Raw genomic sequence first — 15,505 nt, 5'->3', positions numbered from 1 at the left:
TGACCAGGCGAGTCACTGGAGGTTACATGCCAGTCTTTATCAATCAGAGCTCAATAGGTGGTAATACGATTCGATCAAAACTTTTTATTGCTGCATAGGCTTTCGCTAAGGCCAAAAGTTGTGCGTTTTCTTCATCATTGGCGTATCCATCGACGAGTCCACCGGTTTTACTGAGGCTGTAAGTTTTACCGCCATCATAAGAAGATGCAGTCATGATCTTAGAGTCCAGCGCTACGCTTCCATCATCCTCTTTGGATGCAAAGCGTATCGAAACAATTACTTCGTTCGGCTTGACAGAGCCTGGTACGTGTTTATGCAAAAAAATGCCATGATCATTCAAAAGTGACATAGATAAATTCCTTTTTAGTATCAATAATTGAAGTTGCAGCGAGAAAAATATTAGTCGCATTTCCTGAGTGGTCGCCAGGCTTTGTTTGTTTCTCTTGGTTGCCTTGCGCGCACTTGAAATAATAAGCATAAAGGTGCCGAACGGCGCTGGCCGTTGACAGCAACAATATTCCAGCTTGAGCGCCAGTTATCCATTATGGGTTAACGATACTCGCATAGGCCTTGGCCAGCGCCAGTAATTTTTCTTTGTCAGCATGATCGATGTCGCCATCTCCATCCACGTCTCTGGCGTTGTTTAGTTTGAACGTCTGGCCGCCATCGTAAGACGACGCAATGAATACACTGGAATCCAAAAGCTTGTCGGTGGGTGCTCCATGTTCATCATGATCCGATTCTTTCAACGCGAACTGCATGGAAACAAGTACCTCGCGCGGATCAACAATGGTGGGGCCCAGTTTTTGAAGAAATATTCCACGACGATTGAAATACGACATTACAAAATCCTTTTTAAGTAAATTCGAAGTTGTATTTGCTGCGAACAAAATATACTGAGCGTTTTAGTTATTATTCCATTATTTTTGTGTGACATTCGATGATCCCTGCTACGCGCATCACTTCATTGTTTGTTCAACCAAGCGCACTCAGGTGGTCATGAAGATCAAGGCGCCAAACGGCACTGGGCAGTGAATCAATTCCCCTATACTGTATGCATATACAGCTTGGAGAGTTGATCATGAACACGCCCTTGCCACCCCGCGGTCGCGGCACCGCCACCAACCCGCATAACCGTTTTGCGCCAAATCGTTCGGTGGGCGAGGATGACGGCTGGTATCAGGAAGTGCCGGTAACCCAAGGTACCGAGGTGCGCATTGAAACCGCGAAAACCATCATCACCCGCAATACCTCGCCGGACCTGCCATTCGATCGCTCGATCAATCCCTATCGTGGCTGCGAGCACGGTTGCATCTATTGTTACGCAAGACCGAGCCACGCCTATTGGGACATGTCACCGGGGCTGGATTTCGAAACCCGGCTGATCGCAAAAACCAATGCAGCGGACGTCCTTGAGGAGCAGTTGTCCAAACGTGGCTATCAGTGCGCGCCGATCAACCTCGGCTCCAACACCGACCCTTACCAGCCGATCGAGCGCGAATACCAGATCACCCGCAAGACCCTCGAAGTGCTGCTGCGCTACCGGCATCCGGTGACCATTGTCACCAAGGGCTCGCTGATTCTGCGCGACCTGGACCTGCTGGCCGAACTTGCCCGGCAGCGGCTGGTAGCGGTGATGATCAGCCTGACCACCCTGGACGACGAACTCAAACGCATCCTCGAACCCCGCGCTGCGGCGCCGAAGGCGCGATTGCGGGCCATCCGGGTGATGCGTGAAGCAGGTATCCCGGTCGGCGTCCTGTGTTCACCGATGATTCCGATGATCAACGACAGCGAACTCGAAAGCTTGCTCACCGAGGCCCATGCGGCTGGGGCGCAGAGCGCGGCCTATATGATGTTGCGCCTGCCGCTGGAGGTGGCGCCGCTGTTCGAAGAATGGTTGGCTGCCCACTATCCGCAGCGCGCCGCGCATGTGTTGAGCCTGATTCGCCAGAGTCGAGGTGGCGAGTTGTACGACAGCCGTTTTGGCGCCCGTATGCGGGGTGAAGGTCCGTTTGCCGACCTGCTGGGGCAACGCTTTGCCAAGACCATCAAACGGTTAGGGCTCAATCACCGGGAGGGTTTTAACCTGGACTGCGAAGCCTTTTGTCCGCCGGGTCGCCAAATGTCATTGATTTGAGGACAATTGGCCTATGGTTGAGACTGGTAAACGCTCACGGACATTAGGCGGGTCACGTTTTTTGTGACCTGGAACACACGTTCTAGAGCGCTTGATTCAGTTTGAGTTAAGATTCGGCGGCTACCTTGTTCATCGAGTGACTGACCGGTCGACATTTTCGATCTGGATGTTTTTTAACCAGCCACTGGCTTCACGCCGGACAAAACGGGAAGATTCCCTGGCTCCGTCAAATGAGGATGAATTCATGAGTGACAAGGATAAACAGCCGTTGGCTGCGTCGGCTTCCGCCCAGCCCGAGGCCGAAACCGCCGATGCAGCGTTGCAGCATATCGTTGACGGCTTTTTGCATTTTCATCATGAGGTCTTTCCCCAGCAGGAAGAACTCTTCAAGAAACTCGCCACGGCCCAGCGGCCACGAGCGATGTTTATCGCCTGCGCCGATTCACGCATCGTTCCCGAACTGATCACCCAAAGCTCCCCCGGCGACCTCTTCGTAACCCGTAACGTCGGTAACGTCGTGCCGCCCTACGGACAAATGAACGGTGGTGTTTCCACTGCCATCGAGTACGCGGTGCTGGCCCTCGGCGTGCATCACATCATCATTTGCGGGCACTCCGATTGTGGCGCCATGCGCGCGGTACTCAACCCGCAAAGCCTGGAAAAAATGCCGACGGTCAAAGCCTGGTTGCGCCATGCCGAAGTGGCAAAAACCATGGTGCAGGAAAACTGCAACTGCTCCAATGAAAGCGAAAGCATGCACATCCTCACCGAGGAAAACGTGATTGCCCAGTTGCAGCATTTGCGCACCCATCCATCGGTGGCCTCGCGCATGGCCAACGGTCAGCTGTTTATCCACGGTTGGGTCTACAACATCGAGACCAGCCAGATCAAAGCCTACGATGCTGATCAAGGCTGTTTCCTGCCGCTCGATGGCAGCCATCCGATTCCGGTGGCAACGCCCAAAGCGCGCTTCTAAACACTCCTAAATCCCGGTGTGGTTCAGCCGAGGCTGCCGATCAGGCAGCTTGGCTTTGCCATGCCTGAAGAAAAGCTCGGGAGAGACCTCATGCGTGCTGCGCAACTCAAAACTGTTCTGCCACGGGAGCTGCTGGCTTCAGTGGTGGTGTTTCTGGTCGCCCTGCCCTTGTGCATGGGCATTGCCATCGCTTCAGGGCTGCCGCCCGCCAAAGGCTTGATCACCGGTATCATCGGCGGGCTGGTAGTCGGCTGGCTGGCCGGTTCGCCGCTGCAAGTCAGCGGTCCAGCGGCGGGGCTGGCTGTTCTGGTATTTGAATTGGTACGCCAACACGGCGTCGTCATGCTCGGGCCGATCCTGTTGCTGGCGGGATTTCTACAATTGCTGGCCGGGCGTTTGAAACTGGGCTGCTGGTTTCGGGTGACGGCACCGGCGGTGGTTTACGGCATGCTGGCCGGGATCGGTGTACTGATCGTGCTTTCCCAGGTGCATGTGATGCTCGATGCCGTGCCCAAGCCTTCGGGGCTGGATAATCTGGCAGCCTTCCCGGGCGCGTTGGTTCAAGCGATGCCGACCTTCGGCTGGCAGGCCGGTTTGCTCGGGCTGTCGACGATTGCCGTCATGTGGCTTTGGGAAAAATTGCGCCCGCAATCCCTGCGCTTTATTCCTGGTGCGTTGCTCGGAGTCGGGCTGGCCACCTTCGCCAGCCTGGCGCTGGCGTTGCAGGTCAAGCGGGTAGAGGTGCCAGCCAACCTGAGTGAGGCGATCGACTGGCTCAAGCCTGCGGACCTGCTCAACCTGGCTGATCCGGCACTGCTGATTGCCGCGTTTGCCGTGGCCTTTATCGCCAGCGCCGAAACCTTGCTCTCGGCCGCGGCGGTCGACCGCATGCACAGCGGTCAGCGTTCCGATTTCGACCGGGAATTGTCCGCCCAAGGGGTCGGTAACATGCTTTGTGGCCTGCTCGGAGCGCTGCCAATGACCGGGGTGATCGTGCGCAGTTCGGCCAACGTCCAGGCAGGCGCAACCACACGTTTCTCGAGCATTTTCCATGGCCTGTGGCTATTGGGTTTTGTCTTGCTGTTGTCCAGTGTCCTGCAAAGCATTCCGGTGGCGAGTCTGGCGGGTGTGCTGGTCTACACAGGTTTCAAACTGGTCGACCTCAAGGCTTTTCGCGGTTTGGGCCGATATGGCCGGATGCCGATGTTTACCTACGCGGCGACGGCCTTGGCCATTGTCTTCACGGACCTGCTGACCGGCGTGCTGATCGGTTTCGGCCTGACCCTGGTGAAGCTGGCGCTGAAAGCTTCGCGCCTGAAAATCAGCCTGATCGATTTACCGCAGGAAGGGGAAATGGAGTTGCGCCTGGTGGGCGCGGCGACGTTCCTCAAAGTGCCGGCACTGACCCGGGTACTGGGTAGCATTGCACCGGACACGACGCTGCATGTACCGCTCAATAATCTGACCTACATCGATCATTCGTGTCTGGAGTTGCTGGAAGAATGGGGCCGGGCGAACGCCACCAAGGGCGCGAAGCTGCTGATCGAGTCGCGCGGCTTGAAACGCAGGCTCGAAGGCAGGGTTCGTACCAACACGGGCATTGGTGCGGCTGGCTGAGTGTCCTTGTGCGAGCGGGCTTGCTCGCCAAAGCGGTGTATCAGTCGATATCAACGTTGAATGATTGACCGCATTCGCGAGCAAGCCCGATCCCACAGGTATTGAGATCAGGCTGCAGGCTGATCCAGCTCCAGGCCTACACCCAGACGGCGGGACATGCACGGCCAGCGTTTCCACGCGGCACCGGTGTCCGGGCTGTTGAGCTTGTCGCGGTAGGCTTCCACCGATTCCAGGGCGAAGCTTTCGTCGTTGAGCATCTCGTCGATGGCGTGATGCACCACTTCATCCAGTTGGTTGGCGAACGACTCACCGATCAATTGGTGAGCAATCAGGTTGGCAACAGTCATGTCCAAGGGGATCAGCGGCTGGCCAAAATGCTTGATGTACAGGTCATTGACCTCTTCTACGAAGCGGTGCGCCAGATAGGCTTCGTCCAGCAGGCTGTCGAGCCCGACGTGCCCGGCCATGATCGCCGGCGGCTGGAGGAAATACTGCTCGGCGATTTTCAGCACCGGTTTGATCTGCGACTCAATGCCCGCTTCCCTGGCGACTTCATTGGCTGCGTCCAGCAGGTCAGGCACTTCTTCGATGTAGGTGGTAACGAAACGCGCCAGCACGCCGTTGGCATCGGCCTCGGGTAGCTGGATGGCAGGGTGCAGGTGAGGCAGTTGGGTTTGCAGCTGACGTGTCAGCAGGCCGGTCTCTTTCTCGTGTTGTTGGGCTTTTTGGATCTGCTCGCGCAATGCGGCGGTGTTCATGAAAACTCCAGGAAACAAGGCAATGAAATAGGGAAGACATAACTTAGCTGGCTTACGAAAAATGCTAAGACGCATTTGTCATAATTATTTCATCCTTGAGACGCCTCCGTTATATCCATTTGCCACCACTCGTCCACATCCTTCTCCATTCGTGACCTGCAATGCAAGTGAATGCTGTTTCAGATCATTTACGCCTTCACATTGCGAGGTGAGAGTCGCTGTCTATACTCGGGGTGGAATGGAGTTAGCTGATGACGCCCGACTGCATATGCAGCAAGGCCCGGTGCTCAAGTTCGTAGTCTGATGCAGCCGCTCCCTTGCCGCAGGTGAAAGCCGGCGGGATAACAAGAACGATAAGGGGAACCCGCAATGATGCGACATCCACATGTCTGGATGGGCCTCCTGTTGTGGTCGATTTTCGGTCAGGCACAAGCAGCCTGGACTGTGAATATGGCGCCTGGAGCGACTGAGATCAGTCACGCAGTATTCGACCTGCACATGACCATTTTCTGGATATGTGTGGTGATAGGCATCATCGTCTTTGGTGCCATGTTCTGGTCGATGATTCTCCACCGCCGCTCGACCGGGCAGGTGGCTGCTAAATTTCATGAAAGCACCACCGTTGAAATCCTCTGGACCATCGTGCCCTTCCTGATCCTGGTGGCGATGGCGATTCCCGCTACCGCGACCCTGATCAAGATGTACGACGCCAGTGAGCCGGAGATCGATATCCAGGTCACCGGGTACCAGTGGAAGTGGCACTACAAATACCTGGGTCAGGATGTCGAGTTCTTCAGCAACCTGGCCACTCCCGCCGATCAGATCCACAACAAGGAAGCCAAGGGCGAGCATTATCTGCTCGAGGTCGACAAGCCATTGGTCTTGCCGGTCGGTGCCAAGGTGCGCTTCCTGGTGACCTCCGCCGACGTTATTCACTCCTGGTGGGTGCCGGCCTTCGCAGTCAAGCGCGATGCGATCCCGGGGTTCGTCAACGAAGCCTGGACCCGCGTCGACAAACCCGGCATCTACCGTGGCCAGTGCGCCGAACTGTGCGGCAAGGATCACGGCTTCATGCCGACCGTGGTCGAGGTCAAGGAGAAAGCCGACTACGAGAAGTGGCTGGCCGAGCGCAAGGCCGAGGCTGCGCAGCTCAAAGAATTGACCAGCAAGGAATGGACCCTCGACGAGCTCAAGGAGCGCGGCGACAAGGTCTATCATACCGCTTGCGTGGCCTGCCACCAGGCCGAAGGCCAGGGCTTGCCGCCGATGTTCCCGGCGCTCAAGGGCTCGAAAATTGCCACCGGACCGATCAAGGATCACTTGGGCATAGTCTTCCACGGCAAGCCCGGCACCGCCATGGCGGCGTTCGGCAAGCAACTGTCGGAAGTCGATATCGCAGCGGTCGTGACCTACGAACGTAATGCCTGGGGCAACAACAAAGGCGACATGGTCACGCCAAAAGAAGTGCTGGAGCTGAAACAGGCGGAAAGCAAATGACCCGGTCTATTGCGCATGTACGGAACCGGTCGGGGCAGCACGCCCCGGCCATCCCAGCCCATCTGCTTGCAGGAGACAAACCATGAGCGCCGTCATTGATGACCATGGTCACGCCGACCACGCCCACGGCCCCGCCAAAGGCCTGATGCGCTGGGTACTGACCACCAACCACAAGGATATCGGCACGCTGTACCTGTGGTTTGCATTCTCCATGTTCCTGCTTGGCGGTTCGTTCGCGATGGTGATTCGCGCCGAGCTGTTCCAGCCGGGCCTGCAAATCGTCCAGCCGGAATTCTTCAACCAGATGACCACCATGCATGGTCTGGTGATGGTCTTCGGCGCGGTGATGCCAGCCTTCGTCGGCCTCGCCAACTGGATGATCCCGCTGATGATCGGCGCGCCGGACATGGCGCTGCCGCGGATGAACAACTTCAGCTTCTGGCTGTTGCCGGCGGCGTTCATCCTGTTGGTGTCGACCCTGTTCACGCCCGGAGGCGGGCCGAACTTCGGCTGGACGTTCTACGCCCCGCTGTCGACGACCTATGCGCCGGAAAGCGTGACCTTCTTCATTTTCGCCATCCACCTGATGGGCATCAGTTCGATCATGGGCGCGATCAACGTGATCGCCACCATCCTTAACCTGCGTGCCCCCGGCATGACCTTGATGAAAATGCCGTTGTTCGTCTGGACCTGGCTGATCACCGCATTCCTGCTAATCGCGGTGATGCCGGTACTGGCCGGGTGCGTGACGATGATGCTGATGGATATCCACTTCGGCACCAGCTTCTTCAGTGCCGCCGGTGGCGGTGACCCTGTTCTGTTCCAGCATGTGTTCTGGTTCTTCGGTCACCCCGAGGTGTACATCATGATCCTGCCGGCCTTCGGTGCCGTCAGCTCGATCATCCCGACCTTCTCGCGCAAGCCGCTGTTCGGCTATACCTCGATGGTCTACGCCACGGCGAGCATCGCGTTCCTTTCATTCATCGTCTGGGCCCACCACATGTTCGTGGTCGGCATTCCGCTGGTGGGCGAATTGTTCTTCATGTACGCCACGCTGCTGATTGCCGTACCCACCGGAGTGAAAGTGTTCAACTGGGCCAGCACCATGTGGCAGGGCTCGCTGACCTTCGAGACGCCGATGCTGTTTGCCGTGGCCTTTGTGATCCTGTTTTCCATTGGCGGTTTCTCCGGGTTGATGCTGGCCATCGCCCCGGCGGACTTCCAGTACCAGGACACCTATTTCGTGGTCGCGCACTTCCACTATGTGCTGGTGCCGGGGGCGATCTTCGGGATCTTCGCTTCGGCCTATTACTGGTTGCCGAAATGGACCGGCCACATGTACGACGAGACCCTCGGCAAGCTGCATTTCTGGCTGTCGTTCATCGGCATGAACATGGCCTTCTTCCCCATGCACTTCGTAGGGCTGGCGGGCATGCCGCGGCGGATTCCGGACTACAACCTGCAATTCGCCGACTTCAACATGGTGTCGTCGATCGGCGCATTCATGTTTGGCGCCACGCAGATTTTCTTCCTGTTCATCGTGATCAAGACCATTCGCGGCGGTGCACCGGCACCGGCCAAGCCGTGGGATGGTGCTGAAGGCCTGGAGTGGAGCATTCCGTCACCGGCGCCGTATCACACCTTTACCACGCCGCCGGAAGTGAAATGAACACGCAACCCTATGTGGGAGCGGGCTTGCTCGCGAAGAACGATAACGCAGTTTATCTGACGGACTGCGGCGTCTGCTTCGCGAGCAAGCCCGCTCCCACAGGGTTCTCGGTGGGGGCTGGAAACCATGGCTGACTCGATTTCCATGAAGAAACTGGTCACCCGCCTGTTACTGGTGGTGGTAGCAATGTTTGTGTTCGGGTTCGCCCTGGTGCCGATCTACGACGTGATGTGCAAGGCCTTCGGCATCAACGGCAAGACCGCCGGGCAATACGAGGGAGAACAGACGGTCGACACCTCGCGGCAGGTCCGCGTGCAGTTCCTGTCGACCAACACCGCCGACATGCCTTGGGATTTCTATCCCAAGGGCGCAGAACTGGTAGCCAATCCGGGGGCTGTGAACGAGATGATCTTCATCGCCCACAACCCCACCGACCGGCCCATGAGCGCCCAGGCCGTGCCGAGCATTGCGCCGAGCACGGCGGCGGCCTATTTCCACAAGACCGAATGTTTCTGCTTTACCCAGCAAGTGCTGCAGCCCGGTCAGCGGATCGAGATGCCGGTACGTTTCATCGTTGACCGTGACATGCCCAAGGATGTGAAGCACCTGACGCTGTCCTACACGCTGTTCGATATCACCGCCCGACATCCACCGGTAGCTGTAAACACTGGCGGCTGAGCGTGCCCGATAAGGAGAACAATAAATGGCAACTCATGAACACTATTACGTACCGGCCCAGAGCAAGTGGCCGATCATTGCCACGGTCGGTATGTTCGTTACGGTATTGGGCCTGGCCACCTGGTTTAACGACCTGAAGGCCGCGCGCCCGGAATCCCACGGGCCGCTGATCTTCTTCGTCGGGGGCCTGCTGCTGGCCTACATGTTGTTCGGCTGGTTCGGCACGGTGATCAAGGAAAGCCGCGGCGGCCTGTACAGCGCGCAAATGGATCGTTCGTTTCGCTGGGGCATGAGTTGGTTCATTTTCTCGGAAGTGATGTTCTTCATCGCTTTTTTCGGCGCGCTGTTTTATGTGCGCCATGTGTCCGGCCCGGCGCTTGGCGGTGACGGTGCGAAAGGCATCGCGCACATGCTGTGGCCGAACTTCCAGTTCACCTGGCCGCTGCTGAACAATCCGGATTCTAAACTTTTCCCGCCACCCAAGGACGTCATCAGCCCCTGGGGCCTGCCGCTGCTCAACACCGTGCTGCTGGTGAGTTCCAGCGTCACCGTGACCATCGCCCACCATGCCCTGAAAAAAGGCCATCGCGGCGCGTTGAAACTCTGGCTGGCAATTACCGTGCTTCTCGGTTGCGCATTCCTCGGCTTTCAGGCTGAAGAGTACATACACGCCTATCGTGAACTGGGTCTGACCCTCGGTTCGGGCATTTATGGCGCCACGTTCTTCATGCTCACCGGTTTTCACGGTGCTCACGTGACCATCGGCACCATCATCCTGTTCGTGATGCTGATGCGGGTCATGCGTGGGCATTTCGACAACGAGCATCAGTTCGGCTTTGAAGCGGCGAGCTGGTACTGGCACTTCGTTGATGTGGTGTGGATCGGGTTGTTTGTTTTCGTCTATGTGCTGTAGGTGCGAGCCTGCTCGCGATGGTGTGTCAGGCAACGCTTGCCTCGCTGACACACCACCCAACTACCAGGGAGCATGAGACACCAACTGGCCGCTGAAAAAACCCCAAGCGATCAAAGCCACGGTAATGGCGGCCAGAGCAACACGAACACTCAAGGCAATGACGAGGCGGTTAGAGCTGCTGTCGTCCTTGACCAGAAAAAACAGGCCGCTGAACAGGCTGACAACCGTGGCAATCAGCATCAGGACGATGGCTGCTTTGAGCATGGTGAGACTCCGGGGGAACAAGCGATGCATTTGAGTATAGCTATCGCGATGACCGACTTTCTGGCGATGCCATGAAGCGTTTTCGGCCGGGTATCGTGCCAACACTGGTGGTCGCGCTGTTGCTGCCGCTGCTGGTATACCTGGGGTTCTGGCAATTGAGCCGGGGCGCGGAGAAAAGCGCGCTGCTGCAAAGCTACGCCGAGCGCCGGGCAGCCGAGCCGATGGCCAGTACCGAGCTGCCACATACCGAAGATCCAGCCTTTCGCCGGGTTCGTCTGCAGGGCGAGTTCGATGCCGAGCACAGCCTGCTGCTGGATAACCGACAGCATGACGGCAAGGTCGGGGTCGAGCTACTGCAGCCATTCCAGGACCGGGCCAGTGGACTCTGGCTGCTGGTCAATCGCGGCTGGTTGCCATGGCCGGACCGCCGTACTGCGCCGCAATTCACCACTCCCACTCAAACCTTGAGCTTCGATGCCTGGGTGTATGTCTCGCCCGGCGCCACTTTCCAGTTGCACGCCGACCCGGACAGCACCACCTGGCCGCAAGTGGTGACGGCGGTTGACCCGAACAAACTCTGGGCTGCGCTCAATCGTGAAGGGTTCGCCTACCAATTGCGCGCCGAAAACGGCCCGGCGATCTATCAGGCCGATTGGCCGGTGGTGGCCATGGGGCCGGAAAAACACATCGCTTATGCCGTTCAGTGGTTCGCCATGGCGCTCGCTCTGTTCGGTCTTTATCTCTACCTCGGTTGGCATAACGCAAAGGAGAAACACCATGGGAGCGGCCATGAATCCACCCAGCATGTCTGAAGCGAAACCGTCGGCAAGCCGGCGCAAGGGGCGTTTGCAGCTGCTGTTGATTCTGCTCGGGGTGATCGGTCCGATGATCCTCGCCACCGGCATGTACAAGCTGAATTTCTGGGTGCCCGAGGGCCGCAGTTATCACGGTGAACTGATAGGCAACGGCCAGACCCGCGCCGATATCGGCGTGCAGGCTCAGGAAGATCGCTGGCAACTGCTGGTGACGGCGCCCAGCGACTGCGCGGTGGACTGCCAGCAATTGGTGTACCTGGTGCGACAAATCCAGATCGGTCTGGGTCGTGATGCGTCCCGCGCCAGCCACGCCCTGGCCGCTGCGCAACCCTTGAACGCCGATTACGACGCCAAGCTGCAACGCGAATATCCGCAGTTGCAACGTTATCCCCTGGACCTGACCATCTTTAGCCGAACCACCGGCGACAAGACCGCACCGCAGCTGTGGATCATCGACCCCCACGGCAATCTGGTGCTGCGCTACGACCCGTCGGTGAAAGGCAAGGACCTGCTGAACGATCTGCGCCACCTGTTGAAACTGTCGAACATCGGATAAGGGCATCGTCATGGCCAAACCTGGATTTCGCCTCGCGCTGTTTGCCACCCTGCTGGCACTGATTGTGGTGTTGCTCGGGGCCTACACCCGCCTGACTCATGCCGGCCTCGGTTGCCCGGACTGGCCTGGCTGCTATGGGTTCATCAGCGTGCCGAAAAGCGAAGCCCAGCTGGCCCATGCCGAATTGCACTTTCCGGAAGCGCCGGTCGAGGCCCACAAGGGCTGGAACGAAATGAACCACCGTTACTTCGCCGGCACGTTGGGGATGTTGATTGCGGTGCTGGCCGGCCGTGCCTGGGTGCATCGTCGTCATCCCGGACAACCGGTGAAGCTGCCGTTGTTTTTGTTGGCGGTGGTCGTCGCCCAAGCCGCGTTCGGCATGTGGACGGTTACGCTCAAGCTCTGGCCCCAGGTGGTCACCGGGCATCTGCTCGGCGGTTTTGCGACGTTGAGCCTTCTTTTTCTGCTGACCTTGCGCCTGTCCGGCGTACTGCCGGCGCTGACGGTGCCACGACGTCTGCAGTATTGGGCGACTGCGGGGCTGTTGCTGGTGATCGGGCAAATCGCCCTTGGTGGCTGGGTCAGCTCCAACTATGCCGCTGTCGCCTGTATCGACTTCCCTACCTGCCACGGCCAGTGGTTGCCGGCGGCTGACTTCGCCAATGGCTTCCACCTGACCCAGCACATCGGCCCGAACTACCTCGGCGGACAACTGGACAGCGATGCCCGCACGGCGATTCACCTGACCCACCGTATCGGTGCCTTGCTGGTGACCCTGGTGCTGCTGGGCCTGGCCTGGCAATTGAAAAGAGTCGGCATGACACGTCTGGCAGGCCTGGTGCTGGTCGCCCTCGCCGCTCAAATCACCCTGGGCATCAGCAATGTGCTTTTTCACCTGCCGTTGCCGGTAGCCGTCGCCCATAACGCAGGGGGCGCGGCACTGTTGCTGACAATGGTGCTGGTCAATTACCACGCCCGGACCAGTCTGGTCCGGGTCAAGCAGCCGTCACGCTGGCGCTTCAGCCTGCGTAAACATTCAGCCGGACCCATAACAATAAAAGGAGAGATGCCATGGCGACTTTGATCGGCGCACATCCCGGACAGGCGCTTTGGCGTGACTACCTGGAGCTGACCAAGCCAAAAGTGGTGGTGCTGATGCTCATCACTTCACTGGTCGGGATGTTCCTCGCGACCCGCGCCGGGGTGCCATGGACCGTGCTGGTGTTCGGCAATTTGGGGATCGCCCTGTGCGCGGGTGGCGCGGCGGTGGTCAACCATGTGGTGGACCGGCGTATTGACGCGATCATGGCGCGCACCCGCAAGCGGCCATTGGCTGAAGGCCGGGTCTCACCGACCGCAGCGCTGACCTTCGCCCTGATCCTGGCGGCCCTCGGACAAGCCTTGCTGCTGGCCTTTACCAACCCGCTCACCGCTTGGCTGACCCTTGCCTCCCTGCTCGGCTACGCGGTGGTTTATACCGGCTTCCTCAAACGCGCGACGCCGCAGAACATTGTGATCGGTGGCCTGGCTGGTGCTGCGCCGCCACTGCTCGGCTGGACTGCGGCCACCGGTCACGTCAGCGCCGAACCATTGCTACTGGTGCTGATCATCTTCGCCTGGACCCCTCCGCATTTCTGGGCGCTGGCGATTCACCGCAAAGAGGAGTACGCCAAGGCCGACATCCCGATGCTGCCGGTGACCCACGGCGAGCATTACACCAAGATTCACATCCTGCTCTACACCTTCGCGTTGCTGGCCGTCAGCCTGTTGCCCTATGTGATCCACATGAGCGGCACGCTCTACCTGGTTTGCGCCCTCGGCCTGGGCGCGCGATTTCTGCAATGGGCCGTGGTGTTGTACCGTGGCACTCGACCGCACGCCGCGATCAACACCTTCAAGTACTCTATCTACTACTTGTTCCTGTTGTTTATCGCGCTCCTCGTTGACCATTACTTGTTGTTGAACCTATGACCCGAACCCAGAAAACCGTCTTCATCCTCGTCGCCCTGATAGCGCTGGTATTGGGCCTGACCATCAACAAAGTGCTCTCCGGCAAGGGCCAGGGCGATCCGACGGCACTGATCGACGCCGGTATCATTTTGCTGCCGCAAAGCCGCAACCTGCCGGACGTGACAATGACCAACCAGGATGGCCAGCCGGTCACGATCAACGAGTTGAAAGGCAAGTGGAGCCTGCTGTTCTTCGGCTACACCTTCTGCCCGGACATCTGCCCGACCACCCTCGCCCAACTGCGGCAGATCAAGAGCGAGTTGCCCAAGGATGTCGTGGACAAGCTGCAGATCGTTTTGGTCAGCGTCGACCCGCACCGAGACACCCCGCAGCAGCTGAAGCAGTACCTGGGTTACTTCGACCCGCAATTCATAGGCTTGACCCCGGCCTCGACAGACGAGCTGGAGAAAGTCGCCAACGCGGTGAGCATTCCGTTCATCCCGGCTGACACCAGCAAGCCCAACTACACCGTCGACCACAGCGGCAACCTCGCGGTGATCGGGCCGGACGGGACACAGCGTGGGTTTATCCGGGCGCCGTTGAACAATGTGAAGCTGGTGGCGCAGTTGCCGGTGATGCTCAAACGCAAATAACACCGTAAAACCCTTGTAGGAGCCGGCTTGCTGGCGATGGCGATCTCACGTACGCCATCGCCAGCAAGCCGGCTCCTACAAGGGGTGGTGTTTCAGGCATAAAAAATGGGGCGCATTCAATGCGCCCCATTTTTTGATCCTTCCCACACTCTGCGTGGGAATGCAGTCAGGGACGCTCTGCGTCCCCGTTAAATCAGAACGCCGGCACGACCGCGCCTTTGTACTTCTCGAGGATGAAGGCCTTCACTTCCGGGCTGTGCAATGCAGCAACCAGCTTCTGCATCGCGGCGCTGTCCTTGTCGTCTGGACGGGCGACCAAAATGTTCACGTATGGCGAGTCGCTGCCTTCGATGAACAGCGCGTCCTTGGCCGGATCGAGCTTGGCTTCCAGCGCGTAGTTGGTGTTGATCAACGCCAGGTCGACCTGGGTCAGCACGCGCGGGATGGTGGCGGCTTCCAGTTCGCGGATTTTCAGGTCTTTGGTGTTTTCGGTGATGTCCTTCACGGTCGACAGGATGTTGTTGGAATCCTTCAACTTGATCAGGCCTGCCTTGGCCATCAGCAACAGCGCGCGGCCACCGTTGGTGGCGTCGTTAGGGATTACCACGTTGGCGCCGCCCGGCAGTTCGGCGACGGTCTTGTACTTGCTGGAGTATGCGCCCAGGGGTTCCAGGTGCACGCCTGCCACGGACACCAGGTTGGTGCCTTTGGCCTTGTTGAATTCATTCAGGTACGGCTGGTGCTGGAAGAAGTTGGCGTCCAGACGTTTTTCCGCAACCTGTACGTTTGGCTGGATGTAGTCGGTGAAGACCTTGACCTTCAGGTCCACGCCTTCCTTGGCCAGGGCCGGTTTGACGAATTCGAGGATTTCCGCGTGCGGGACCGGGGTGGCCGCGACGGTCAGGGTATCGGCATGGGCGGAAAAGGCTGCAACGGCAGCGAAGGCGACGAGTAGTTTTTTCATTCAGCTAACTCCTTGTGGGTGCCCGCTTGCGGCGCCCGTTCGGCGCCTGCCAGCG

Annotated in this window: 17 protein-coding genes; 12 read left to right on the top strand and 5 right to left on the bottom strand. The window is 58.5% G+C overall.

Annotated features, from left to right (window positions below):
• Nucleotides 1-43: 43 nt before the first annotated feature.
• Entirely contained in the window at nucleotides 44-349 is a 306-nt protein-coding gene (locus KW839_RS03565) for a hypothetical protein (RefSeq protein ID WP_060540340.1), read from the bottom strand.
• 193 nt (nucleotides 350-542) lie between these two features.
• Complete coding sequence (locus tag KW839_RS03560) at nucleotides 543-842, bottom strand: hypothetical protein (protein ID WP_218423442.1); 300 nt, start codon at nucleotides 840-842, stop codon at nucleotides 543-545.
• Nucleotides 843-1,081: 239 nt separating this feature from the next.
• On the opposite strand from KW839_RS03560, the gene KW839_RS03555 reads away from it, so the two are divergent.
• The 3 genes from KW839_RS03555 (at nucleotide 1,082) to KW839_RS03545 (ending at nucleotide 4,733) form a co-directional block, all read left to right on the top strand.
• Nucleotides 1,082-2,140 carry a PA0069 family radical SAM protein gene (locus tag KW839_RS03555; protein ID WP_218423441.1) on the top strand — a complete coding sequence of 353 codons (1,059 nt, stop codon included), beginning with the start codon at nucleotides 1,082-1,084 and terminating at the stop codon, nucleotides 2,138-2,140.
• Nucleotides 2,141-2,384: 244 nt separating this feature from the next.
• Nucleotides 2,385-3,116: a carbonic anhydrase gene (locus tag KW839_RS03550; protein WP_060540343.1), complete on the top strand. Its 732-nt coding sequence runs from the start codon at nucleotides 2,385-2,387 to the stop codon at nucleotides 3,114-3,116.
• 90 nt (nucleotides 3,117-3,206) lie between these two features.
• The gene (locus tag KW839_RS03545) at nucleotides 3,207-4,733 is read left to right on the top strand and encodes a SulP family inorganic anion transporter (protein WP_060540344.1); all 1,527 of its coding nucleotides are present in this window, start codon (nucleotides 3,207-3,209) and stop codon (nucleotides 4,731-4,733) included.
• 107 nt (nucleotides 4,734-4,840) lie between these two features.
• Here the strand turns inward: KW839_RS03545 and KW839_RS03540 are convergent, their stop codons facing one another.
• The gene (locus KW839_RS03540) at nucleotides 4,841-5,491 is read right to left on the bottom strand and encodes a hypothetical protein (RefSeq protein ID WP_218423440.1); all 651 of its coding nucleotides are present in this window, start codon (nucleotides 5,489-5,491) and stop codon (nucleotides 4,841-4,843) included.
• Between the two features lie 369 nt (nucleotides 5,492-5,860).
• Between KW839_RS03540 and coxB the strand changes: the two genes are divergently transcribed.
• The 4 genes from coxB to KW839_RS03520 all read left to right on the top strand — a co-directional run bounded on the left by coxB (nucleotide 5,861) and on the right by KW839_RS03520 (nucleotide 10,248).
• The gene (gene coxB / locus KW839_RS03535) at nucleotides 5,861-6,988 is read left to right on the top strand and encodes a cytochrome c oxidase subunit II (RefSeq protein WP_060540346.1); all 1,128 of its coding nucleotides are present in this window, start codon (nucleotides 5,861-5,863) and stop codon (nucleotides 6,986-6,988) included.
• 82 nt (nucleotides 6,989-7,070) lie between these two features.
• Nucleotides 7,071-8,657: a cytochrome c oxidase subunit I gene (ctaD, locus tag KW839_RS03530; RefSeq protein ID WP_060540347.1), complete on the top strand. Its 1,587-nt coding sequence runs from the start codon at nucleotides 7,071-7,073 to the stop codon at nucleotides 8,655-8,657.
• Between the two features lie 126 nt (nucleotides 8,658-8,783).
• Entirely contained in the window at nucleotides 8,784-9,335 is a 552-nt protein-coding gene (locus KW839_RS03525) for a cytochrome c oxidase assembly protein (RefSeq protein WP_060540348.1), read from the top strand.
• Between the two features lie 25 nt (nucleotides 9,336-9,360).
• The gene (locus tag KW839_RS03520; RefSeq protein WP_218423439.1) at nucleotides 9,361-10,248 is read left to right on the top strand and encodes a cytochrome c oxidase subunit 3; all 888 of its coding nucleotides are present in this window, start codon (nucleotides 9,361-9,363) and stop codon (nucleotides 10,246-10,248) included.
• 60 nt (nucleotides 10,249-10,308) lie between these two features.
• Here KW839_RS03520 and KW839_RS03515 read toward each other — a convergent pair whose 3' ends face one another.
• Nucleotides 10,309-10,512, bottom strand: a complete 204-nt coding sequence (locus tag KW839_RS03515; protein WP_060540350.1) for a twin transmembrane helix small protein — start codon at nucleotides 10,510-10,512, stop codon at nucleotides 10,309-10,311.
• 71 nt (nucleotides 10,513-10,583) lie between these two features.
• Between KW839_RS03515 and KW839_RS03510 the strand changes: the two genes are divergently transcribed.
• The 5 genes from KW839_RS03510 to KW839_RS03490 are packed head-to-tail and all read left to right on the top strand — an operon-like array spanning nucleotide 10,584 to nucleotide 14,486.
• Nucleotides 10,584-11,324: an SURF1 family protein gene (locus KW839_RS03510; protein ID WP_218423438.1), complete on the top strand. Its 741-nt coding sequence runs from the start codon at nucleotides 10,584-10,586 to the stop codon at nucleotides 11,322-11,324.
• Nucleotides 11,290-11,883 carry a hypothetical protein gene (locus KW839_RS03505; protein WP_060540352.1) on the top strand — a complete coding sequence of 198 codons (594 nt, stop codon included), beginning with the start codon at nucleotides 11,290-11,292 and terminating at the stop codon, nucleotides 11,881-11,883. Before KW839_RS03510 ends, KW839_RS03505 begins: the two co-directional genes overlap by 35 nt.
• A gap of 10 nt (nucleotides 11,884-11,893) precedes the next feature.
• Complete coding sequence (locus tag KW839_RS03500) at nucleotides 11,894-12,967, top strand: heme A synthase (protein ID WP_218423437.1); 1,074 nt, start codon at nucleotides 11,894-11,896, stop codon at nucleotides 12,965-12,967.
• On the top strand, nucleotides 12,955-13,854 hold the full coding sequence (gene cyoE, locus KW839_RS03495) for a heme o synthase (protein WP_060540354.1): 900 nt from the start codon (nucleotides 12,955-12,957) through the stop codon (nucleotides 13,852-13,854). The genes KW839_RS03500 and cyoE overlap by 13 nt, the downstream gene beginning before the upstream one ends.
• Nucleotides 13,851-14,486 carry an SCO family protein gene (locus KW839_RS03490; protein WP_218423436.1) on the top strand — a complete coding sequence of 212 codons (636 nt, stop codon included), beginning with the start codon at nucleotides 13,851-13,853 and terminating at the stop codon, nucleotides 14,484-14,486. The genes cyoE and KW839_RS03490 overlap by 4 nt, the downstream gene beginning before the upstream one ends.
• 193 nt (nucleotides 14,487-14,679) lie before the next feature.
• Here KW839_RS03490 and KW839_RS03485 read toward each other — a convergent pair whose 3' ends face one another.
• Nucleotides 14,680-15,450, bottom strand: a complete 771-nt coding sequence (locus tag KW839_RS03485; protein WP_218423435.1) for a MetQ/NlpA family ABC transporter substrate-binding protein — start codon at nucleotides 15,448-15,450, stop codon at nucleotides 14,680-14,682.
• Nucleotides 15,451-15,505 lie beyond the last annotated feature (55 nt).

The sequence above is a fragment of the Pseudomonas sp. PDM31 genome, assembly GCF_019218965.1.
Taxonomy (GTDB): domain Bacteria; phylum Pseudomonadota; class Gammaproteobacteria; order Pseudomonadales; family Pseudomonadaceae; genus Aquipseudomonas.
Note: the sequence above shows the minus strand (reverse complement) of the source record. Positions and strands in the feature narration are given on the sequence as shown.